General features: G+C 27.3%; 18 protein-coding genes. 16 read left to right on the top strand and 2 right to left on the bottom strand.

Going from position 1 to position 24141, the window contains the following annotated elements:
* The 4 genes from Q0F58_RS09235 to Q0F58_RS09220 all read left to right on the top strand — a co-directional run.
* A partial coding sequence (locus tag Q0F58_RS09235) for a PP2C family protein-serine/threonine phosphatase (RefSeq protein ID WP_294375414.1) occupies positions 1–1888 on the top strand: 1888 nt, incomplete at its 5' end.
* A gap of 390 nt (positions 1889–2278) precedes the next feature.
* Positions 2279–3136 carry a putative RNA methyltransferase gene (locus Q0F58_RS09230; protein WP_294375411.1) on the top strand — a complete coding sequence of 286 codons (858 nt, stop codon included), beginning with the start codon at positions 2279–2281 and terminating at the stop codon, positions 3134–3136.
* 161 nt (positions 3137–3297) lie between these two features.
* Positions 3298–4962, top strand: a complete 1665-nt coding sequence (locus Q0F58_RS09225) for a Na/Pi cotransporter family protein (protein WP_294375409.1) — start codon at positions 3298–3300, stop codon at positions 4960–4962.
* Between the two features lie 201 nt (positions 4963–5163).
* Entirely contained in the window at positions 5164–5481 is a 318-nt protein-coding gene (locus Q0F58_RS09220) for a hypothetical protein (RefSeq protein ID WP_294375407.1), read from the top strand.
* Between the two features lie 48 nt (positions 5482–5529).
* On the opposite strand, the gene Q0F58_RS09215 is transcribed toward Q0F58_RS09220, so the two are convergent.
* Entirely contained in the window at positions 5530–6120 is a 591-nt protein-coding gene (locus tag Q0F58_RS09215; RefSeq protein WP_294375405.1) for a serine/threonine protein kinase, read from the bottom strand.
* 284 nt (positions 6121–6404) lie between these two features.
* On the opposite strand from Q0F58_RS09215, the gene trkA reads away from it, so the two are divergent.
* From trkA to Q0F58_RS09175, 8 genes are all read left to right on the top strand, one after another.
* Positions 6405–7781: a Trk system potassium transporter TrkA gene (trkA, locus tag Q0F58_RS09210; RefSeq protein ID WP_294375402.1), complete on the top strand. Its 1377-nt coding sequence runs from the start codon at positions 6405–6407 to the stop codon at positions 7779–7781.
* Positions 7771–9219, top strand: a complete 1449-nt coding sequence (locus Q0F58_RS09205; RefSeq protein ID WP_294375397.1) for a TrkH family potassium uptake protein — start codon at positions 7771–7773, stop codon at positions 9217–9219. Before trkA ends, Q0F58_RS09205 begins: the two co-directional genes overlap by 11 nt.
* Before the next feature lie 443 nt (positions 9220–9662).
* Positions 9663–10379 (top strand): pseudouridine synthase, encoded by a 717-nt coding sequence (locus tag Q0F58_RS09200; RefSeq protein ID WP_294375394.1) that lies wholly within the window; start codon positions 9663–9665, stop codon positions 10377–10379.
* 170 nt (positions 10380–10549) lie between these two features.
* Positions 10550–11446, top strand: a complete 897-nt coding sequence (locus tag Q0F58_RS09195; protein ID WP_294375390.1) for a MurR/RpiR family transcriptional regulator — start codon at positions 10550–10552, stop codon at positions 11444–11446.
* Positions 11447–11534: 88 nt separating this feature from the next.
* Positions 11535–12869, top strand: coding sequence for a CCA tRNA nucleotidyltransferase (locus Q0F58_RS09190; RefSeq protein WP_294375388.1), 1335 nt, complete (start codon positions 11535–11537; stop codon positions 12867–12869).
* Between the two features lie 157 nt (positions 12870–13026).
* On the top strand, positions 13027–13296 hold the full coding sequence (locus tag Q0F58_RS09185) for a late competence development ComFB family protein (protein ID WP_294375387.1): 270 nt from the start codon (positions 13027–13029) through the stop codon (positions 13294–13296).
* 130 nt (positions 13297–13426) lie between these two features.
* Positions 13427–15457, top strand: coding sequence for a penicillin-binding transpeptidase domain-containing protein (locus Q0F58_RS09180; RefSeq protein WP_294375384.1), 2031 nt, complete (start codon positions 13427–13429; stop codon positions 15455–15457).
* Between the two features lie 402 nt (positions 15458–15859).
* Entirely contained in the window at positions 15860–17209 is a 1350-nt protein-coding gene (locus tag Q0F58_RS09175; RefSeq protein ID WP_294375381.1) for a sensor histidine kinase KdpD, read from the top strand.
* Between the two features lie 162 nt (positions 17210–17371).
* Here Q0F58_RS09175 and Q0F58_RS09170 read toward each other — a convergent pair whose 3' ends face one another.
* Complete coding sequence (locus Q0F58_RS09170) at positions 17372–18730, bottom strand: [Fe-Fe] hydrogenase large subunit C-terminal domain-containing protein (RefSeq protein ID WP_294375379.1); 1359 nt, start codon at positions 18728–18730, stop codon at positions 17372–17374.
* A gap of 432 nt (positions 18731–19162) precedes the next feature.
* On the opposite strand from Q0F58_RS09170, the gene Q0F58_RS09165 reads away from it, so the two are divergent.
* From Q0F58_RS09165 to Q0F58_RS09150, 4 genes are all read left to right on the top strand, one after another.
* Positions 19163–19732 carry a hypothetical protein gene (locus tag Q0F58_RS09165; protein ID WP_294375374.1) on the top strand — a complete coding sequence of 190 codons (570 nt, stop codon included), beginning with the start codon at positions 19163–19165 and terminating at the stop codon, positions 19730–19732.
* 173 nt (positions 19733–19905) lie between these two features.
* A complete protein-coding gene (locus tag Q0F58_RS09160; RefSeq protein ID WP_294375371.1) occupies positions 19906–21312 on the top strand; it encodes a L,D-transpeptidase family protein in 1407 nt (468 codons plus the stop codon).
* A 325-nt stretch (positions 21313–21637) separates the two neighbouring features.
* Positions 21638–22135, top strand: coding sequence for a CarD family transcriptional regulator (locus Q0F58_RS09155; protein ID WP_294375369.1), 498 nt, complete (start codon positions 21638–21640; stop codon positions 22133–22135).
* Positions 22136–22243: 108 nt separating this feature from the next.
* Entirely contained in the window at positions 22244–23158 is a 915-nt protein-coding gene (locus Q0F58_RS09150) for an LD-carboxypeptidase (protein ID WP_294375366.1), read from the top strand.
* Positions 23159–24141: the final 983 nt, after the last annotated feature.

The raw sequence follows: 24141 nt of genomic DNA, 5'->3' as shown, positions 1-24141 counted from the left end.
GACAGGGACCTTCATATTTCGCAGTATAAGTAGTTTTTTGCCTAGTATAATAGAAATAAAAATGGAAAATGTTTTTCCTCCAGTTTTTGGATTATATTTTGGAGCTGCAGGTGCTTTAGCATGTGCATGTGGAGAGATATGTGCATCTATAATGCAGGGACAGATTGAACCAGGATTGCTGTTTATAAAATTTGTATCATATTTTGCATATGGTTATATACCTTATAAATTATGGTATACATTTAATATAAAAGAAAAATGTGAAATACCTAATTTGGATGACATAGGTGGAATTCTTCGTTATGCATACATTGTGTTTATTGATTCTGCATCAATGATGTTTATATCAAAATTATCATTTCATATTATTACAAACGATAAAATTAATCTCAAAATGATTTTTATAGAATTTTTCAATAACTATAATTTTCAGTGCATAATAGGAATAATAGTACTTATCATATTTTCTACTACTGAAATACGTCCTCATATACCAAAGACAAAGTCAAATTTATTAAAGAATTTTCATTATGAATATATTGTTTATGCAATTGGAATTTTTTCTTTATGTGGAATGATTTTGTTGAAAAATGATTCGGTTAATAATGGAAAATATATATCAATTATAATGCTGCTGCTTTCATATGGATGTCTAGTAATGTTTCTTGCAAGTCCAATTGTTAACAAAGATAATGCTGTTGAAATATCGAAAATACGAGGTGCATTTTCAATAAAAGGAAAAGTAACTATAGGGCTTTTGGTGTTTGTTATAGTACTGATATTTCTTTTATATTTTTTGGGATATATATCGCTTAAAAATTATTTGGATGCAGAAAGAGACAGTCAGGTTTATCTTGCAATAAGTCTTGTAAGTTACTTTGTTTTTGCATTAGCAATAATAGCATTAAAATATGTTGAAAATACAATAACAGTACCACTACAGATATTGTTTAATGTTGTAACTACATTTTCAAAAAGTGAAAATGAAAAAATAGATGTTGAAGAACTTAAGGAAACATGTGAAGGAATAAAAACTGGGGATGAAATAGAAGAATTGTCTATAGCTTTCTGCAAAATGATGTCGGATATACAGGAATATGTAAAGAATATTAAAGAAGCTTCTCTTGAAAAAGAGAAAGTTGAAGCAGAACTTATGGCAGCAACCAAAATACAATCATCTCTTCTTCCTAATATTTTTCCTGCATTTCCTCAAAGAGATGATTTTGAGATTTTTGCTAATATGAGGCCTGCAAAAGGAATAAGTGGAGATTTTTATGATTTTTATCTTTTTGGAGACAAATTAGCGTTTGTAATTGCAGATGTATCAGGAAAAGGAGTACCAGCAGCATTATTCATGATGACAGCAAAAAGTGTTATTAAAAATGCCTTTGCATCTTCCTCTGATATAAGGGAAGTTGTAAGAAGAGTTAATAATGAACTTTGTGAAAATAATGAAGCACTTATGTTTGTTACAGCATTTCTTGGAATAATAAATCTTAAAGAAGGGATTCTAACATATGTAAATGCAGGCCACACCCCTCCTTTATTGAAACATGATTTTGGAAAATTTGAATATATAAATATAAAAAATAATTGTATACTTGGAATAATTCCTAATGCTGATTTTGAAAAACAGGAGATTGAATTGAGAAAAAATGATATGCTTTTTGCCTATACTGATGGAGTTACAGAAGCAATGAATTCATTTGGCAATTTATATGGAATGGAAAAATTAAAAGAAGTTCTCAATAAAGAAAGTATGAAATATATAGACATATATGGAATGATTCCTATGGTGAGAAAAGACATTGATAAATTCTGTAAGGGGGAAAAACAAACAGATGATATAACAATGCTTACATTTAAATATTTAAAGAAGAAAAAATAAATATGAGAAGCTGAATATTTATAAATTTTAAATTATGATACAGAAATTTTCTGTGTATTTGTTTAAGTTTTTATGTATTGCAGCTTCTTTTTTATATGAATCAATGAATTGACAATTTAAACCAATTTAAAAAATACTTTATTTATTTGTTTTAAACAATAAAAACAGTTAATAATTAAAGATACCTTGTAAAGATTTCATCATTAGATTGTCAACTATATATTTGTTAATTGAGCATATATAATAAAAAAATAATGTAATATATACAAATAAATCAGATAATGAGTACATAAATGTTGTTAACATTAAAGAAAAAGTGTATATTAATTAAGTAATTATGCAAATGAATATATAGTTCATAGAATGGAAGAAAGAGAGAGTTGTAATATTATGAAAGGTTTAAATGATGAAATTTTATTAACATGTCCAATTTGTAATAAACATTTATGTAAAAATAGTGAAGAGAAGACATTCAGATGTATTAATAATCATTCATATGATATAGCAAAACAAGGATATGTAAATCTTTTAATAAGCAATATGAAAAGAAGTAAAAATCCAGGGGATTCAAAGGAAATGGTTCTTTCCAGAGTTGAATTTTTAAGAAGAGGTTTTTACAAAAAGGTAAGTGATAAAATAAATGAAACAATATGCGAGTATTTTAAAGGCTCAAATGAAAAGATTAATTTTTTAGATGTAGGATGTGGTGAGGGATATTATCTTACCAATTTAAAGGAAAGCATAAAGAAAAATAATATAAAATGTGACTTTTATGGAATGGATGTATCGAAAGAGGCAGTTAAATATGCCTCAAGAAGTGAAAAAGAATGCCTTTTTGCAGTAGCAAATAATTATCATATACCAGCAGAGGATAATTCTATAGATTGCATATTATCTGTATTTAGCCCAATCGATATTGATGAAATAAATAGAGTTCTTAAAAAAGATGGGATTTTTGTAAGAGTTCTTCCGAGAGTGAATCACCTTATAGAACTTAGAAATATAATTTATTCAGTGGTAAATCTTAATGATAAGGTATATAAACCTGATAGTGAAAAAGATGATTACATCAATGAAGTAAATGTTACATATAAACTTCATCTAAATAATGAAGAATTTACAAGTCTCTTGAAGATGACTCCTCATTATTGGAAATCAACTCCAGAAAATAAAGAAAAATTAGAAAAGTATGACAAACTGGATATAACTGTAGATATGAGAATAGGTGTATTCAGAAAAAGAAATTAAAACTGAGTTATACGGTTAAGTTAGAAAATTATATACAAAAGTAATAAAGATATAGAATAAAATAAATATTTGTCGTATAATAGAAAATTGATGAGTTATATAGATTAAAAATATAGTCTATAGGACAGATGAGTTTTTCTGAATTTAAGGAGAAGAAAGTTATGACTTTTAATGATTTTTCGATGTTGTTCCAGTTTATTGGAGGATTAGGTATGTTCCTCTATGGGATGCAGATGATGGCATCAGGACTTCAAAAGACGGCTGGAGATAAGATGAAACATCTTTTGGGTGTTCTTACTAACAATCGTTTTATGGGAATACTTGTTGGTGCACTTATAACAGCAATTATACAAAGTTCAGGTGCAACTACTGTAATGGTTATCGGTTTTGTAAATGCAGGGCTTATGAATCTTTTTCAGACTGTAGGAGTTATAATGGGTGCCAATATTGGTACAACAATTACAGCATGGATAGTATCAGCAGGGCAGCTTGGAGAAGCTTTTACAATTATGAAACCAAGTTTTTATGCACCTCTTATGATTGGAATTGGTGCACTTCTTGTCATGTTTGGCAAAAAAGAAAGAAAGAAAAATATAGGAGAGATATTAATATCATTAGGATTGCTTTTTGTAGGGCTTGATTGGATGTCTGGTTCTATAAAGCCTTATACAGATGCACCTATATTTTCTAAAGCATTTGCGCTTCTAGGAGGAAATCCTTTTTTAGGGGTACTTGTTGGAGCTGTAGTAACAGCTGTAATGCAGAGTTCATCTGCGTCAGTAGGAGTTCTTCAAACACTGGCTATGAATGGTGTGGTTACTGCAAATGCCGCTTTATACATATGTCTTGGATCTAATATAGGGTCATGTTATACTGCACTTCTTTCGAGTATAGGAGCTTCAAAAAATTCCAAGAGAGCTGCAATAATAAATCTGTTATTCAATTGCTTTGGAGTTATATTATTTGCAGTAGCAGGATTTACAATATTTACAATAAATAAAACATTAGCAAGTTCAACAATAGATAGTGTACAGATTTCTATTTTTCATACAGTGTTTAATGTTGTTAATACTGTAATAATGTTTCCAATAGCCAATTTTCTTGTTAAAGCATCTTGTATGATAGTGAAAGATGGAAAAGATGAAATGAAGACTAAAGAAGTTGATGGTTTTGAAAATCATCTTGATGATAGAATAATGAAAACACCTTCTTTTGCACTTGAAACTACTTTGAAAGAAATAAATGAAATGGGTACTATTGCATGTGAAAATACTGAATTGTCAATAAAAGCTGCTATGTATGGAAGAGATGAGGATATACAGAAAGTGTATGAAAATGAAGTTATAATAAATAGATATGAGAAATCGATAGCATCATATCTTGTAAAAATTAATAATTTAAGTCTTAATGACACACAGCATACACTTGTAAAGAATTTCCTGTATACTATAAATGATCTTGAACGTATAGGAGATCATGCGAAAAATATAGCAGAGTTTGCAGAAACCATGAAAAAAGATAATCTTAAATTTTCTGAAAAAGTAATTGCTGAATTAAAGAGAATGAATGAAATGGTAATAAAGTCTTTTAATGCATCAATTGAAGCACGAAAAACAGGAAATGCAGAGCTTATTTCAGAAGTATTGAAATATGAAGATGAAGTAGATCTTATAGAAAAAGATATACGTGAGAGATATATATCAAGGCTGCTTGATAAGGAGTGTAATATTGAAAGTGGAGTATTGTTTATGGATATAATAAGTAATTTGGAAAGAATTTCAGATCATGCATTTAATATTGCAGGATATTTAAAGGATGAAAAATAATATTAAGTTACTTAATAATATAGTATAGAAATATAAAGTTATTCATAATTAACAATAAAAAATCAATGCGTATATATAAATAAAAAGTGTCAGTCTATTTAATTAAAATAAAAATATAGATAAAAACATAGATTTATGTTAAATTGATTATACATCATAGTTATATGATAACACTTATAAATATATTTACGGAGGAAGAATATGTCGAAATACAAAGTAGGAGATGAATTGATAATAGTAAATGATCCTAATAAGGAAACAGAAAAATTTAAGAGTCTTACTCATTTAAGTATTGATGGTGAGTATGCCCAAATATCATGGGGATTAAAAATTGTTGATGTAAAATATGAAAAACCTTATGTTACATTAACTTATACAAATGCAAATGGCATACTTAATAAAGTTTTTGCAGAATGTAGGGATGTTGAAAATTTTGATACAGAAAAAATATTGGAAAAAGCGTTGCTAAAGGCTTTTCAAAATGAAATTATACAAATAACCGCGTTTAAAAATAATTAATATTTAGCAAATTAAAGGCTGTTCAAATTTATAAGAACAGCCTTTAATTTATGAACATATTTCATTAGTATACATATTAATGTGTATGCTTTTTTTAGACATATATACATAATAGTTGTAACTATCGGCATAATATTGAAGAAGATCTGGCCTGTATTCTGCAACATTTTTTAAAAAATCATCAAAAAGATTCAATTTTACAAGGATTTTAATTATATCTTTAGGATAAGGAGTATTTTTGCTGAAAATTTTTCGAGGATCTATAACTTTTATATTTTCATATTTATCAACAAAAATATGAGCATTTCGTATATTTATTCTTTTGAATTTTAAATTTTTAAACTCTTCAACAAGATCTATAATCTCACATGAAAGTTTATAAGAAAGCCCATTTTTGCTTAGATAATCATATAGGGTAATTCCTTCTACATATTCCCGCAAAATCATATTTCCTGCAATAAATATAACCTTTGGAAAAAAACGACTTCCTTTTACGAATTCAAGTATTGAAACTTCATTTTTTGCTTTTTTCTTTTTATAGAAAATTTTTAATGCATAACCTTCCGGGGTGAGATATACAGCACCTTCATGTCCTTTGCCTAAGAATTTACATTGTTTGATATCCAGGATGTATATCATTTCATACCTTCAAAATATTGTTTTTATATAATATGCATATAATTATGAAAGTTCTACAGTTAGTTATAAATATAGAGTTGCAAAGATGAACGTATAAATTTGTATATAAATGAACAAAAATAAATATGAAAATACAAATAAAAGAATGAAAAAAAACGATATGTGCAGACAAATTTATAAAACAAGACCACAAGGAAAAGAATATCTTTGAGTTAATATAGCACTTAATGTATAATATGTTATGTGAAATTTAAGTCAATGTTTAAATATGAGGAGAAAACATAATGAATATTATTATAGTTGGAGCAGGAAAAGTTGGTTATGCCATAGCTAAAAACCTTTCTGATGAAGCAGATAATGTAACTATTATTGATAATAAGATGTATGCATTAGAACGAATAAATAATAATTTAGATGTAATGTGTGTAAAGGGAAATTGTACGAGTTTAAAAGTTTTAAACGAAGCAGGAATAGATAAAGCAGATCTTCTTATAACTGTTACAAATAGTGATGAATTAAATATGCTTTGCTCATTAGCAGGAAAAAAACTCGGAGCAAAACATACTGTAGCAAGAGTAAGAAATCCTGGTTATGATGAAGATATTACACTTCTTACAGAGGCAGTAGGAATAGATCTTGTGATAAACCCAGAAAAAGCAGCTGCTGTTGAAATATCAAAATTAATAAAATATCCTTCAGTATGCAGTATTGATAATTTCGCTCATGGAAAGGTAAATATGATTGGATTTGATATTTCTGAGGATACAGGGCTTGTTGGGAAAATGATTTCAGAACTTACGTATCTTAGAGGAAATATCCTTTTTTGTGGAATTGAAAGAAATGGAGAAATGATAATACCCAAAGGAGATTATGTGTTTCAAAAATCAGATAGAGCGTATGTAATTGGGGAGCATAGAAATATACAGGATATGTTCAAAAGATTTGGAAAATATAGAAAGAAAGTTAGAAGTTCTATGATTATAGGAGGAGGAAAGATAAGCTATTATCTTGCTAAGATAATAAATGAAGCAGGTGTTCATTGCAAAGTTATAGAAAATGATTTAAGCAAATGTGAAGAACTTACAGAACTTCTTCCCAATTCTGTAATAATAAATGGAGATGGCCTTGATCAGGAACTGCTTTTATCTGAAAGTCTTGAAGAGGTTGACAGTTTTATAACATTAACAGGAAGAGATGAAGATAATTTAATTGCAGCACTTTTTGCTTCCAAAAATAAAGTTAAAAATATAATTACTAAAATAACAAGGGATAATTATAATGAAATTGCTAAAACAATAGGAATTAATTCAACAATAAATCCTAAACTGGTTACTGCAAACAAAATAATAAAATATGTAAGGACAATAAAAAACATGAAGAAATGTCCTATAGAAAATGTATATAAGATATGTAATGAGAAAGCTGAAGCAATTGAATTTATTGTTAAGGAAAGCACAGAATATATAAATGTAAAACTCAAAAATCTTAATTTTAGACATGACAGCCTCATTGCAACTATTGTGAGAAATGGAGAAACAATAATTCCAAGTGGTGATGATGTATTAAAACCTAGGGATAGAGTAGTTGTTGTCACAAAAAATGGAAATCTTTTAAGTCTAAGCGGCATATTTGCTGGAGGTGGCAGAAAGAATGAATTATAGAGTTGTATTACGTATACTTGGAAATGTAATAAAATATATGATAGCTCTTCTTGTTATTCCATTTCTTATAGCTTTATATTATGGAGATGGAGACGCAAAAGCATTTTTTATAACAATGATAATAGGAGTACCCCTTGCACATTTATTAAGCTGTATAAAAGCAGAAAGAAAAGCTATATATGCAAAAGAAGGTTTTCTCATAGTAGGATTGGCGTGGATAATGATTTCAGTCATAGGAGCTATTCCGTTTGTTATCAGTAGAGCAATACCAAATTTTATTGATGCATTTTTTGAAACAGTATCAGGATTTACAACAACAGGTGCAACAATACTTACACAAATAGAAGGACTTCCAAGAGGAATACTGTTTTGGAGAAATTTTACTCATTGGATAGGAGGAATGGGATTTCTTATATTTATGCTTGCATTAATTCCGTCTCTTGGGAGTAATTCAATACATCTTCTTAAGGCAGAAAGTCCAGGACCTTCTCCAGGAAAGATTGTTCCTAAAATAAAAGAAACTGCAAAGATATTATATTTAATATATTTTGTATTGACAATAGTCGAGGCATTATTTCTTATGTTTGCAGGAATGAATTTATATGACGCACTTATACATGCAATGGGAACAGCGGGAACTGGTGGATTTTCAAATATGAATGAAAGTGTAGCTGCATTTCATAGTCCTTTGATAGAGTGGATAATAACAATATTTATGATTATATTTGGTATAAACTTTGCATTATATTTTCAAATCCTTAAAGGAAATATAAAAGGTTTTTTAAAAAATGAAGAATTAAGATATTATCTTTTAACAATATTTTGTGCATTTATATTTATAACTTTTAATATATTGAAATTAAATAGAGGAGATATAATGCTTTCAATAAGACAATCAGCATTTCAGGTATCTTCAATTATCACATCAACTGGATTTGCTACAGTTGATTATAATTTCTGGCCTACTTTAAGTAAAATGATAATAATAATGCTTATGTTTGTAGGAGCAATGGCAGGGTCTACAGGAGGAGGAATAAAAACTGTAAGAATTGTAATAATTTTAAAGGCGATCAAACGTGAAATAAATAAAATAGTTCATCCTAAAAGAATAAATAGTGTAAAGATAGATGGTAAAGCAATAGATGAAGAAATAATACATGGAGTATTTCTTTTTATAGGAGCATATATAATAATAAGTCTTATTGCTATATTTATAATTTCATTTGATAATTTTGATGTTTTGACAACTGTAACAAGTGTTATTACAACAATGAGTAATATAGGGCCTGGACTTGAGATGGTCGGTCCTGCTGGAAACTTTTCGGCTTTTTCATCTTTGAGTAAATTGATTTTATCTTTCTGTATGCTTGCAGGAAGGCTTGAAATATATCCAATGTTAATAATGTTCAGTCCTTCAATATGGAGAAAGAATTATTAAGAGGTACATTGTATAATATGAAATGAACTGTCGTATAAAAATTGATTTTTGCTATATTATACAGGTATTTTTTACAATACCTGTATAGCAGATATGAATTTTCAACGGCAGTTTTTTATCTAAGTGAGAAATAACTATAATTATCAAGAAATTTTAATATTTAATAATATAATATTTAATTGAGGATATTTCATAATTATAATTTTATATGATTTAGCTCAAGATATAGTGTATGCAGTTATTTAATATATACTATATGCTGAGCTGGGTTTTGCATTTATGCTAATATGAAAAATCTTCAATTATCAATTGGTAATTGTAAAATACATATAAAGTTATATATAATAGTTATTGAAATTTTATTATTAAATGTATTTTTATAATTTGAATTAATGTTTTTAGAATAATAAGATATTTACCAAATAAATAATAAGGAGAAAAAAATGGAAGAAAGATTACAAAAATATATGGCAGCTTGTGGAATTGCATCAAGAAGAAAATGTGAAGAAATTATTCTTGAGAATAGAGTAAAAGTAAATGGAATTGTAATTAAAGAACTTGGGTGCAAAGTAGATGCATCCAAAGATATAGTAGAACTTGATGGAAAGATAATAAAAAAAGAAGAAAAAAAAGTATACATAATTCTCAATAAACCAGAAGGTGTTGTTACAACTGTAAAAGATGAAAAGGGAAGAGAAACAGTAATAGATATAGTAAAAACAGAAGAAAGAATATTTCCAGTGGGAAGACTGGATTATGATAGTAGTGGTCTTATAATAATGACTAATGATGGAGAACTTTATAACAGGATAATACATCCTAGAGTTGAAATAGATAAAAAATATGTTGCACTTGTAAAAGGTGAGGTTTCTATTGAAGATAAAGAAAAATTTGAAAATGGAATTGACATTGGAGGATACATTACAGCACCTGCAAAATTAAAAATGCTGGAATATAGCCGCAGAAGAGATATATCTACTATTGAAGTATGTATACATGAAGGAAAGAATAGACAGATAAGAAGGATGTGTTCAGTATTAGGGCATGATGTTGTATCTTTAAAAAGAGTATCTATAGGAAATATAAGACTTGGCCAGTTAAGAAAAGGAGAGTATAGAGAATTAAATAAAGAAGAATTGCAATATTTAAAGTCGTTATAAAAAAATAATTAATTATATGAGTCAATTTTACAGTAATTGAAAGTGAAATTTTAAAAACTTGCATGAAATTCTTGTATAAATGGAAATACTACTCATTTTATTGAATATTTTTAATAATAATGATAGAATTATTTTATATAGTATTCAATTAGTTATTAGGAAGGCAAGGTATGGATGATTTAAATAATGAAAATAGCAGAGATTTAATGAGGTTAATTCAAGGAAAATTTATAAGACTGAGTAAAGGGCAGAAGCTTATAGCAGAGTACATATTGAAAAATTATGATAAGGCAGCATTTATGACTGCTGCTAAACTTGGAAATGCTGTGGGGGTTTCAGAATCAACAGTTGTAAGATTTGCTATAGAATTAGGGTTTTCAGGATATCCCAAACTACAGAAAGCTCTTCAGGAACTTATAAAAAATAAATTAACAACAGTTCAGAGACTTGAACTTAGAAATGATTATTTTTCAGATGGAGATGCGCTTAAAGGAGTATTAAAAGCAGATATGGAAAACATAAGGGCAACTCTTGAAAAAATAAATCAAAATACATTTCAGGATGTAGTTAAAAGCATTTTTGAAGCAAAGAGAATATACATAATAGGACTTAGAAGTTCTACTGCCATTGCTGAGTTTTTAGGTTTCTATCTGAATATAATACTTCAGAATGTTAAAGTTGTGAGTTATGGAATTTCTGATGTATTTGAACAGATGATAAATGTAGGAGAGGGAGATCTTGTCATAGGGATAGGGTTTCCAAGATATGCTGCAAAGACAATAGATGCATTAGAATTTTCACAGGACAGGGGAGCGAAAGTTGTTGCTTTGACAGATAGTCTTTTATCACCTCTTGCAACAAAAGCAGATTATACACTAATAGCTCAAAGCAATATGGCTTCATTTGTAGACTCGCTTGTAGCACCTCTTTCAGTTGTGAATGCGCTTATAATAGCTGTAGGAATGAGAGAGAAAGAGAGCATATCAGATACGTTTTCTAATCTTGAACAGATATGGAAGAATTATAATGTGTATTCAATAAACAATAAAAATGTAGCGGATGATTAATATATTTTTGATTTGAGGGTTTTAAAGAACTTTTTAGAAAGTTTGCTTTAAAACCCTTTTAAATGACATAAAGAAGAGAGGCATATTTATGAATTATAATTTAAAAATTCCATCAGATGTGCAATATATTCTTGATGTTTTATATGAAAATGGATATGAAGGATATATGGTGGGAGGATGTGTAAGGGATTTAATATTAGGAAGAAAACCTAATGATTATGATATTACTACAAATGCACAGCCAGATGTTGTTGCTTCTATTTTTGAAAAAGTAATATTGACGGGTTTAAAACATGGAACTGTTACAGTTGTGATAAATGACGAAATGTATGAAGTGACAACTTATAGAAAAGATGGGAAATATGAAGATAATAGGCATCCCAAAGAGGTACAATTTGTAACCGATATAAAAGAAGATCTTTCAAGAAGGGATTTTACAATAAATTCTATGGCATATAATGATGAAAAAGGTCTTATTGATTTTTTTGGAGGAGTTTCAGATCTTAAAAATAAAATTATACGAACAGTGGGAGAACCTGAAAAAAGATTTGAAGAAGATGCTTTAAGAATGCTTAGGGCAGTAAGATTTGCAGTGCAGCTTGATTTTAAAATTGATGAGAATGTTTTCAAGTCTATAGAAATTTTAAGTGGAAATATTAAAAATATATCAAAAGAAAGAATAAGAGAAGAATTTAATAAAATAATACTAAAAAATCCTAAAGGAATAGATATGCTTAATAATTGTGGTATATTGGATTATATTATAGAAGGATATGGAAAGTTAAAGAATTATAAATATAAAAATAAGAGCATTTATGAATGCTGTTTGTCATGTGCTGACAAAGTTGACAGTGAGATATATTTAAGGATTGCTGTAATTCTTAATTGTGTGAATTTAATAGATGAGTATACATGTGAAAAAGAAAATCTTATAGAAAAAGAAATATATAATAATTCAATAAAGAGTGAAACTTCAGATAAAGCAGAGGATATATTGAGAATTTTAAAATATGACAAGAATACTATAAAGAAAGTAAAAACATTGATTATGTATTATAATATTAAGCTAGAAGATAAAATAGATATAAAAAAAGCATTAAATATTATGGGGAAAATTTTAGTTGAAGATCTAATAAAAATAAGATATGTTTATGCAGAATATATTTGTGATGAAAAAGAGAAAAGCAAGTTAATTGAAGTTCAAAAGATGTATAATGAAATTATATTAAATAATGAGTGTTTTTCTATACAGCAAATGGACATTAATGGAAAAGACCTTATTAAGATAGGAATAATAAATGGAAAAAATATAGGGATTATGTTAAACTATTTATTGGACAAAATAATTAAAAATAATAATCTTAATTCACGAGAGAAGATCATTGAAATGGCAAAATTAAAAATGAAAAGGGACATATTTTGATATAAATATGGATATGGATTAAAATTTTTGTAATATTAATTATGAAGGTATGTAAAAATATACTAATATGTAATATAATATTAATATAACTTTAAGGTATAAAAGGTAAAATAATTAGAATTCAGCAATATGTTGAGTTTATGATGGGAGATAAGAAATGAAAAAAATTGTTAATTGTATGGAAATAATCGTAAAGGAATGTTTGGACAAATTATTAGAAGATAGTAATGGATGTAAATGTGACAAATGTAGAAATGACATGATGGCAATTGCATTAAATAATTTAAAACCTCTTTATGTTACAACTGAGATTGGTGAAGTTATGACTAAAGTCAAGTCTATGGATCAACAGAACGAGACAACTGTAGTAGTTGAAGTGACAAAAGCTATAAATAAGGTGCACAAATCTCCTAAACATGATATATAGTTTTAATAAGTGTATAAAGTTTACTATTTTATTACAAAGTAGAAAAGCTATTAAAATAAAAGGTTAATTCTTGTTTTAATAGCTTATTTGTTTTTGCTTTGATGTTTTGTTAACAGGAGGAGTTATTTTTATGGATAATAAAAAAAATATTTATATGATAGCTGGATTTGGTATAGTAATAATACCACTAATAATATGCGGAGCGATGTATATTGTCTATAATAGGATACACACACCTGAAAAGAAATGGATGGAATATGTTGAGCTTCTTGAAAACAAAGAATATGATAAAATGTATGATCTTTTAGATAGTACTACACATGCCAAAATAAGTAGAGATGATTTTGTCGCAAGAAATAAAAATATATATGAAGGAATTGAAGCAGAAAATATTGAAATAAATATTAATTCTATATCAAAGTCTGATAATTATTCAATTATTGATTATAATACAAAAATGAATACTTTAGCTGGCAACATGGATTTTGATAATAGTGTAAAAATATCAAATGAACTTGGCAAAGGGTATACCATAAGATGGTCGTCTAAAAATATATTTCCGGATCTGGATGACAGTGATAAAGTGAGGGTAAAAATATTGAAAGGTCGTCGTGGAAATATATTTGATAGAAATGGTGATGTTCTTGCTACTGATTCTTATCTTTCTAATGTAGGCATAGTGCCTGGAAAGTTGGGACAAAATAAAGATGAAAATATAAATAAGATTGCATCTATGTTAAAATGCAGTTCTGAAAGTATAAATAAATCCTTAAGTGAAAAATATGTTACAGATGATATGTTTATTCCTATAAAAGATATTCCTTATGGAGATGAACGAATAGTGGAGTTATTGAAGATTCCAGGTGTGATGATAAAGGATAAAGATTCGAGAAATTATCCATATGGAGCACAGGCAGCACACATAACAGGATATGTTCAATCTATAAATGCTGAAGAACTTGAGCAAAATGAAGGAAAGGAATATACATCAGAATCACTTATTGGAAAGAGCGGTCTTGAAAAGATGTATGAAGAACAACTTAGAGCCATTGATGGAGCGGAAATATATATACAGAGTAATGAAGGAGAAAAGAAAAGTGAACTTTTATGTAAAGAAGCTAAAAATGGACAGGATTTGAAACTTACAATTGATATAAATATTCAGAAGAAGCTTAATGAACAGCTTGGAAATGATAATGGATGTGCAATAGCAATGAATCCTGAAACTGGAGAAATCTTAGGAATGGCGAGTACACCCTCTTACAATCCAAATGATTTTATACTTGGAATGTCAGATGAACAATGGAATAATTTAAATAATAATAAAAATAAGCCATTATATAATAGATTTCAAGGAACAGCAGTTCCAGGCTCGTCATTTAAACCTATAATTGCTGCAATAGGCGTAGACAGCAAAATAATAGATCCAGAAAAAGTAAATAAAATTCAAGGTATTTCATGGCAGAAGGATAGTAGTTTTGGAGATTATTATGTGACAAGAACAAGCGATGTTGAAGAAGTAAATCTAGAAAAAGCTCTTGTTTATTCTGATAATATATATTTTGCTCAGGCTGCAACTGAAATTGGTAGCAGTCTTTTGGAAGAAAAACTTAAAGAGTTTGGTTTTTGTGAAAAAATACCTTTTGAATTTTCACTGTATAATTCTCAATATTCAAACAGCGATGGCATAAAAGAAGGTGTACAGCTTGCTGATACAGGATATGGACAAGGAGAGGTTATGGTTAATCCTATACATCTTACATCTATGTATACAATGTTTTTAAATAATGGAAGCATAATTGCACCTCATTTATTTATGACTGATAATATTAAAACAGATGTATGGAAAGAAAATGCAGTGTCAAAAGAAAGTGCATCTGAAGTTTTAAAAGATCTTGTGGCAATAGTGGAAAATCCTGCAGGAACAGGACATCAAGCATATAGTGAAAAATTAAAAATAGCAGGAAAAACAGGAACAGCTGAAATTAAAAATAGTCAAGATGATGCAAATGGAACAGAATTGGGATGGTTTGTGGGAATGACTACAGAAGAAGAAAATAAAATCTTAATAACAATGATGATTGAAGATGTAAAAGAAAAAGGTGGAAGTCACTATGTTGTTCCAAAGGTGAAAAATATAATAGAAAATTATTATTCTTAAAAAAATAGATAATAGATAGAAAATAAGAGAGTATTCTTGATGATTTATGAAATATGAAAGAATACTTTCTTTTTTATGAGTATTTTTAAATATAAGTATTCTATCAGCAGTATTATAGGATTACTTATAATACTACAGACATAAATTTTAGCCGATTATATAAAAAATAACAAATGCAATTTAATTTAATTATAAAACAAAATGATTACACATTAATAAAATCAATAAAAATCGACAATTTAAAGAGAAGATATTCAACAAAAGACAAAAAATACCATAACAATAAATGAATTTTAAAGAAAAGATAGAAAAATGTAGAATGTTATGGTATTATATATAAATATAAATAGTATTATTTATCAATTAGATTTAAATCACAATTATAATAAAAGGAGAATTTTAATGAGACAAAAGAGATTTTTTAGAAAAATCTGCAGAATCTCAACATTGTTTTTCGCTGTATATATAGCGTTGAATATAAATATTGTGCAGTGTAAAGCATACAATGACATAGTATTTAAAAATATAACAATGAAATATAGTCTACCTCAAGTACCTGTAGAATGTATGATTCAAGACAGTAGAGGTTATATATGGTTTGGAACTAATGATGGATTATGCAGATATGATGGTTATGAATTAGGAAGGTATAGAAATGAGTCACATAAAGAGAATAGTATTGCAAATAATTATATTTTATCATTGATGGAGGACTATAGAGGAGGTCTGTGTGATGGAACTATAGGTGGAGTAAGCAAAACAGATATATACACTGATGAAATTGTTAATTACAAAAATATTGCAAAAAGCAATAATAGTGATTTTAGTAATATAGGAAGTTTTTCTTTTGTAATTAAACCTCCATTATGGAAAAGTGCAAAATTTATAATTATCTGTGTAGTAATTATAATAACAATAGCAACAATTATATTGAAGAAAAAAAATGAAAAAATGAAAATATTAGATCAAATGGTGAATAAACGAACAAAAGAATTAATGGAAGAAATGAATAAAAACACAGAACTTTTAAATAAAGTTATTAAGCTGGAGAAGCGGAAGAATGCGTATCTTGTTAATATTTCACATGAATTAAGGACCCCATTAAATGTTCTTTCTTCAATACAACAGTTAATAAATGAGCTAAATAAAAGTGAGGAAGGAATTGAAAGAGAAAAACTTAATCATTACATGCAGATAATGGATAAAAATGTAAAGAGGCTTCTTAAGCTTATAAATGATTTAATTGACACATCAAAAATAGAGCATGGAAATTATCATATAGACATAGGAAAACATAATATTGTTTATATAGTAGAAGATACAGCATTATCTCTTAAAGATTATGTGGAAAGTAAAAATATAGAGCTGATTATTGATCCTGAAGTAGAAGAATGTTTTATTGAATGTGATGCTACTGAAATAGAACGTTGTATAATTAATCTTGTTAATAATGCAGCTAAATTTACTAATGAAGGTGGAAAAATATTAGTTTCTCTCGAAGAAATGGAAAATGAGGTTAAAATAATGGTAACTGATACAGGCATAGGGATAGAAGAAAAGTATCTAAAAAACATATTTAATAGATTTAATCAGGTTATCGATTCAAACAGAGAAGTTAAAGGTGGAAGTGGATTAGGCTTAACAATTACAAAGCTTATTGTAGGTCTTCATCATGGAAGTATATTTGCTGAAAGCAAAGTTAATGAAGGAAGCAAATTTACAATAATACTTCCTAAAAAACAACCAGAATAAAATAAGGAAAATTAAAGTTTATCTGAATCTTTTATCAACATAAACACTAAATTACAAGGCTTATGTCTGGTGTTGACATTGATATTAGATTCAGATTTCTTTAGTGATAGAATAGGTCAAAAGAAAGTTTACAAAAAAATTTTTTTAAACACTTGAAAATCTTCAATTATTATCATTAAAATTTCTTTCAAATATAAGCATATTTTTCTTGTTTAAAAAATCGTCTATTGAATTTATATCTATATCTTTTAAAACTTTAATTAATGTTTCACTATGTAAAGGAAATTTTATAGGTGAATCGGAAGCAAACTCATCTACGGCCTTTCTGCCATTTTCTGAAGAAATAAGAGTTTTAGGACCACCTACACAGCCGCCTATGCATCCCATGCCTTCAATAAAAGTAGCATTAATCTCTTTGTTTATAGCTTTTTGCAGAATTTCTTTACATTCTTTAACACCTTCGGCCTTTGCAGTTTTAAAATATTTAAATTTTTCAGGATATAATTCTTTAACTATATCACATACAGCAATAGAGACACCACCACTTCTGGCATAAAGCCTTCCCCCACTTGAAGTATAATCTAAAGAAGGTATTCCTTTTAAAGAAAGAAGATTTATTTGTAAAGCATTGAATATTTCATCTAATTCTTTATATGTCAATACAAAATCAATTGCATCAGCAACATCTTTTTCTTTTGCTTCTGCCTTTTTTGCTACACAAGGACCTATAAAAACTACTTTAGCTTGAGGATTTAATTTTTTTATTACACGTCCAGCAGCAATCATTGGTGAAACAGAAGGAGATAGATTATTTATTAATGGAGAATACACTTTTCTAAGCATTCCTATCCACATTGGGCAGCAGCATGAGGTTAACATTAAATCTTCTTTTTTATTTATGTGACTGTTAAATTCACATGCTTCTTTTACAGAAAGAATATCGGCAGCAAATGCAACTTCAATCATATCTGAAAAACCTATTTTTATAAAGGCTTCTCTAAGCATATCCATTGTTATATTATCTCCAAACTGGCCTGTAATAGAGGGAGCAACAGCAGCAATTACAGTTTTATTTTCTTTTAAAAGGTTTATTACAGGAATAAATTCAACCTTGTCAAGAATACGGCCTTTTTTGCATGAATCAATACATAATCCACAATTTATACATGATTTATAATCTATATATGTTGTTTTATTATTACTATCATATTTTATAGCATTAAATGGACATGCAGATTCGCATGAAAATTTATTATCAGTCTTTGCACAGTTGATGCCTGAACAATTAAGCTTTTTTACTATTTTGTTATTTGTAGAATATGTACAAATTGATTTTTTTAAGTTGAATATATAGTTATTATCAAATTTTACGTCTACACCACAAAGAGATGTTAAGATTTTAAATGTTTCTTGAGGAGATTTTTCATGACAAACCATTATTTTAGATAAAGTCTCCTCAAAAGTTCCATTGTAGTATGAGTCTATTAGTTTATGAAATAAATCAATATATTTACTGTTCATAATATATCCTCCATATTTGTTTTAGGTTAAATTGTTTTTTTCATTTAAATGTACCTAAACTTATTATTTTAGTATTATATGTTTTTTCAAAATTTATATTCAATTTAAATAATCATTATTGTGTGATAGTTAGGATTATTTATATTAAAAATAAATCTATATATAGTGCAATGTTGAGTAATATTATTATGTACAAATTGAATTGTATAAGTTTGTAATTCAAAAATGTAGAAATATAGCAATTAGTAATTTAATTCATAAATAGTAAAGCAAAAGTATAACACATATTTTATGTCATTAATTATTTCATAATATGGTTAAATTTGATATAATGAATATTATGATTAGTATTATGATTGTAGAGGAAATGATAAAAAAGTATTTGACGAATACGTAATATAAATTTATGTTTTGAGTGTTAAGGGGGATATTATGTTAAAAAGAAATATTATGATTTTGGGATTAAGTATGTTGTTATCAGCTGTACCAGCTGTTGCTTTTGCAGAAGAAATTATAGATTTATCTGGAAATGATACTCAATTAAGTGAACAAACAACAGAAGCGGATAAGTCGGACGAAGTAGTTAAATCTAATAAGATCAAGAAAGTTGAAAATGAAGATGATGATCTTGACAGATATAATGTAGGTTGGATTCAAAATGCTGATGGTACTTATAGTCTTTATGATGGATTAGGAAACATGGTAAGATCATCATGGTGTAAAGTAGGCGGTAAGTGGTATTATTTAAAAGATGATGGAATTATGGCTACAAATTGGGTAAAAGTTGAAGGATCATATTATTATGTAGGACAATGGGGAAACATGCATACAGGATGGATTGAAGATGGAGGTTTATGGTATTATTTAAATGAAGATGGAATAATGCAGAAAGGCTGGATTAAGTATAACGGTTCATGGTATTATTTAAATCAATATGGTGCAATGGTCACAAATGGAGTTATTGATGGATATACTCTTGGATGGGATGGAAAGTGTCAATAATAAGTATGAAAGAATAAATTTGAAACCTGAAAAGTTTGACTTGAGAGAAAGTTGGATTTTTCAGGTTTGTTTTATTTTAAGTTTTAAATACATCCTTTTTAACATAAGCATAGTAGTGGAAATAAAACATTTATAATAATCATTAAACTTGCTTGAAAGGATGTAAATATGGGATGAAGGAATTTATTAAAGATAAAAGCGTAAGATTGAGTGGGATATTTTTAATAATAATAATTTTTATATATTTTTTAGGATGTGCGTATTTTAAAAATCATTTTTTTATAGGAACATCTATAGATGGAATTAATATATCATGTAAAACAATAGAAGGTGCAAAAGATAAAATTTATAATAATATTGGGAATTATAGTTTGATGATCAGTGGAAGAAATGGTCTGACTGATGAAATAGATTGTAATCAAATAAATCTCAGGTATGAAGGTGATAGTAAAATTAATGATATAAAGAAGAAACAGAAACCATTTAAATGGGTATCAGCATTAATTTATAATAATGATTTTAAGAATGTAAAATTATTCTCATATGATGATGACATACTTGAAAGTAGGATAAATAATCTTAATTCTTTAAATCAATCAGATATAGTAGAACCTGAAAATCCGAAGTTTCAATATACAGATGGGAGTTATATAATTTTAAAAGAAGTTCAAGGAAATAAAATAAATCATGAAAAATTCATCAATCTTATAAAGGAAGCATTAGAAATCGGAAAAAAGAAGATTGATATTGAAAATGAACAGTGTTATGAAAAACCGCAATATACTGCTGATTCTGAAGAAGTAAAAGAAGCAAAAAACATTATGGATAAATATGTATCATCTAAAGTAGTATATTTATTTGGTGAAAATGTTGAAGTGGTTGATGGAACAGTTATATCTAAATGGATTCACATAAGCGAAGATATGAAGCCATATATAGATGAGTGTGCTGTAAAAGAATATATAAAAGAACTTTCAAAAAAATATGATACCATAGGGATAGGAAGAAGATTTGAAAGCAGTGTAGGAAAAACTGTAATTGTAAAAGGGGGGTATTATGGGTGGAAGATAAACAGAAGAGATGAAATAAAAGAATTAATTAATAATATAGAAAAAGGTCAGAATATATTTAAAGAACCTTTATATTCTCAAAAAGCTGTTTCAAGAAGTGAAAATGATATTGGAGATACATATGTTGAAGTAAATATAACACGTCAGCATGTTTGGTTTTACAAAAATGGTAATTTATTAATTGAAGGTGATGTAGTTACAGGATGTAAAAGTAAAAATACACCCACACATTTAGGAGTTTATGGATTAAACTATAAACAAAAGGGAGCTACTTTAAAAGGAAATGGATATAGTTCAGATGTTTCATATTGGATGCCTTTTAATGGGAATATAGGGCTTCATGATGCAAGCTGGAGAAGTTCGTTTGGAGGTAACATATATGTAGATAATGGAACTCATGGATGTGTAAACATGCCTAAATATTTGGCAAAAACAATATTTGAAAATATTGAAGATGGAACACCTATAATATGCTATAGTGAAGAGACAAAAAGAAGTTCAGATAAATAAAAATTTTGTTATTATATAATATATATTATGATGCACTAAATAATATTGTTAGGTATCTTTTTAAAATCAATATATAGTATATTTGTTATTCTATGCTGTATATTGATTTTATTTATAAAGATGATTATTATATATGTTTTAACAATAAAACTACATAATAATTAAAGAAATCTCTGCTAAGATTTTATCTTTTATTATCTGTTATACATTATTGATTGAAATATATATTGACTAAAGATAAATATAATTAATAATAAATGAATATTTTATAGCATATTTGTAAAAAATACGATTAAAGGAAATATTTAATAAAGAGGTGAAAGTTTTGCATGATTTCAATATTGGTGATAAGATAGTTTATCCAAATCAAGGAGTTGGAATTATAGATGTAATTGAAGAAAAGGAGTTTAATGGAATAAAAGAAAAGTATTATAAAATTCATCTTATTAATAATACAATGAAATTATCACTTCCCTTAAGTAGATTAAAAGCATCTAATATACGGCTTATAAGTGATTCACAGACTTTGGATTATAATCTTAACAATAAAAGAAAAACTTTAGAAGACATAAAACAACTTGCAAAAACAAATTATAAGGAAAGAAATGAAATGTATACAAGCAAGATAAAATCAGGAACATTGAAGGAACAGCTTGAGATAATATATAATCTAACACAACTGAAGTCAATACACAATTTGAATTCTATGGAAAAGATGATTCTTAGAAATACTAAAAAGATACTTATCGATGAAATAGTTCAATCTAAAAAAATATCAGAATGTGAGGCAGACAATTTGTTAGAGTCATATATAAATTCTTAAAAATATTCAGCAGATTATAATTGACTATAATTTGCTGAATATTTTTATGCATATTTTTCATAAATACAAGAATAAATTAATAGAAAGCGGTGCTAAAGGAGATTTTATATGATACGTCCAAAACCTTTAAAAAAAGATGATGTTATAGGAATCATAGGTACATCAGGACCTCCTGAAAAAGAGAGAATTGAGCCGGCAGTAAGATGGATTCAATCTTTAGGACTTAAAGTGAAATTTGGTAAAAGTGTTTATAAAACTTATGGCTATTTATGTGGAGATGACAGTATACGTGCTTATGATGTTAATAGTATGTTCAAGGATAAAGAAATAAGAGGAATATTTGTATTAAGGGGAGGATATGGATGTTCCAGAATATTAAACTTGATTGATTTTGAAAATATAAAGAAAAATCCTAAAATATTTACAGGATATAGTGATGTTACAGCACTTCATATTTCAATAAATCAAAGATGTAATATGACAACATTTCATACTCCTATGGTATGTACAGAATTTTATAAAAAATCAGATGATTATACTTTAAAATCTTTTAAAAATAATATATTTCAAAGAAATATCAGTTATAACATATTAAATCCAACTAATATAAAAATGGAATGTTTAGTAGGAGGAAAAGCTTATGGGAAAATTACAGGTGGAAACCTTTCTGTTATAACATCTTTAATGGGAACTCCATATGAAATTGATACAAAAGGTAAAATATTGTTTCTTGAAGATGTTGATGAACCGCCTTATAAGATAGATAGGATGCTTATGCAGTTAAAAATGGGAAATAAGTTTAAAGATGCATGCGGTATAGTTTTAGGAATGTGGAAAGGATGCTCTGCAAGTGACATTAGAAGAAGCCTTACTCTGAAAGAGGTTTTTGAAGATATTATAGTTCCAGAGAATAGACCAACAATAATGAATCTGGCTTGTGGGCATTATCTTCCTAGTTTAAGCATTCCTATGGGTGATAGATTTTATATTGATGCTGATAATCTTGAGATAAAGCATCTTTGAAAATTGGTATGTTTCATATGAAATATTACAACATAATATATGGTGTAATATGAAATCAAAATTTTTATTAAAAACATAAATGAAAAATTTCATGTTAGTGAGGATTTTTCATATTTGCATAATTGCAAATTTCAATTCAATATATAGTATACATCAAATAAATATAGATACTATATATTGAATCAAATCATATAAAATTATAATTATGAAATATCTACAAGTATAAATTTAGATTATTTTGTAAAAAAATAAATTTGTGTAATTAATATTATTTTGAAATTCAATAAAGTACTAAAATTAAATAATGAAGATTAATAGAAAAATTGTAATAATGATATGAGTAGTAATAATATACTTGTGATAAGGCAGTAATTGAAAGATAAAAATCTAATTGTTTTTGTGTAATAAAATAATGATCCAATAATATAAAAAAATATATATATAATAAAATTGAAGACTAATAAGTGGGATATTGATATACCCGCAAGGCTTCCAGCAATTGATGGCCATATATTATTAATACTTAATCCTATTGAAATGTTTATGAGATTTTTCAATGAAAATGAGTGAAAGCATAAATCTTTATCTTCAATTATTTCTTTATATTTCTTAAAGTTTTCAACGTAATGAGAAGTGTCAAAACCATCCTTATACATTTTTATTCGTATATGTTCGATTAAATAATATACTCCAATAAATCCAAGGAGAACAGCTCCAAATATCCAGCTTAAATTCTTAGTGAAATATGAATTTATGAGTATTCCAAGACAAAATGATAGAAAAGTTATAAAAGTAGTAAATATTGAAGGAAATAATATGCTGCATTTAAAAAAAGTAAAATTGCAGTTTTTATTTTTTTGATTAGATGAATATTTAAGAGTATCCATATTCATAGCAGTACATAATAAAAGGGATGATAAAATATTCATAGATACACTCCGAAAAATGTTATAATGTATTATATACACAAGAAGAATATAAGG

The sequence above is a fragment of the uncultured Clostridium sp. genome (assembly GCF_934754915.1).
Lineage (GTDB): Bacteria > Bacillota > Clostridia > Clostridiales > Clostridiaceae > Clostridium.
Note: the sequence above shows the minus strand (reverse complement) of the source record. Positions and strands in the feature narration are given on the sequence as shown.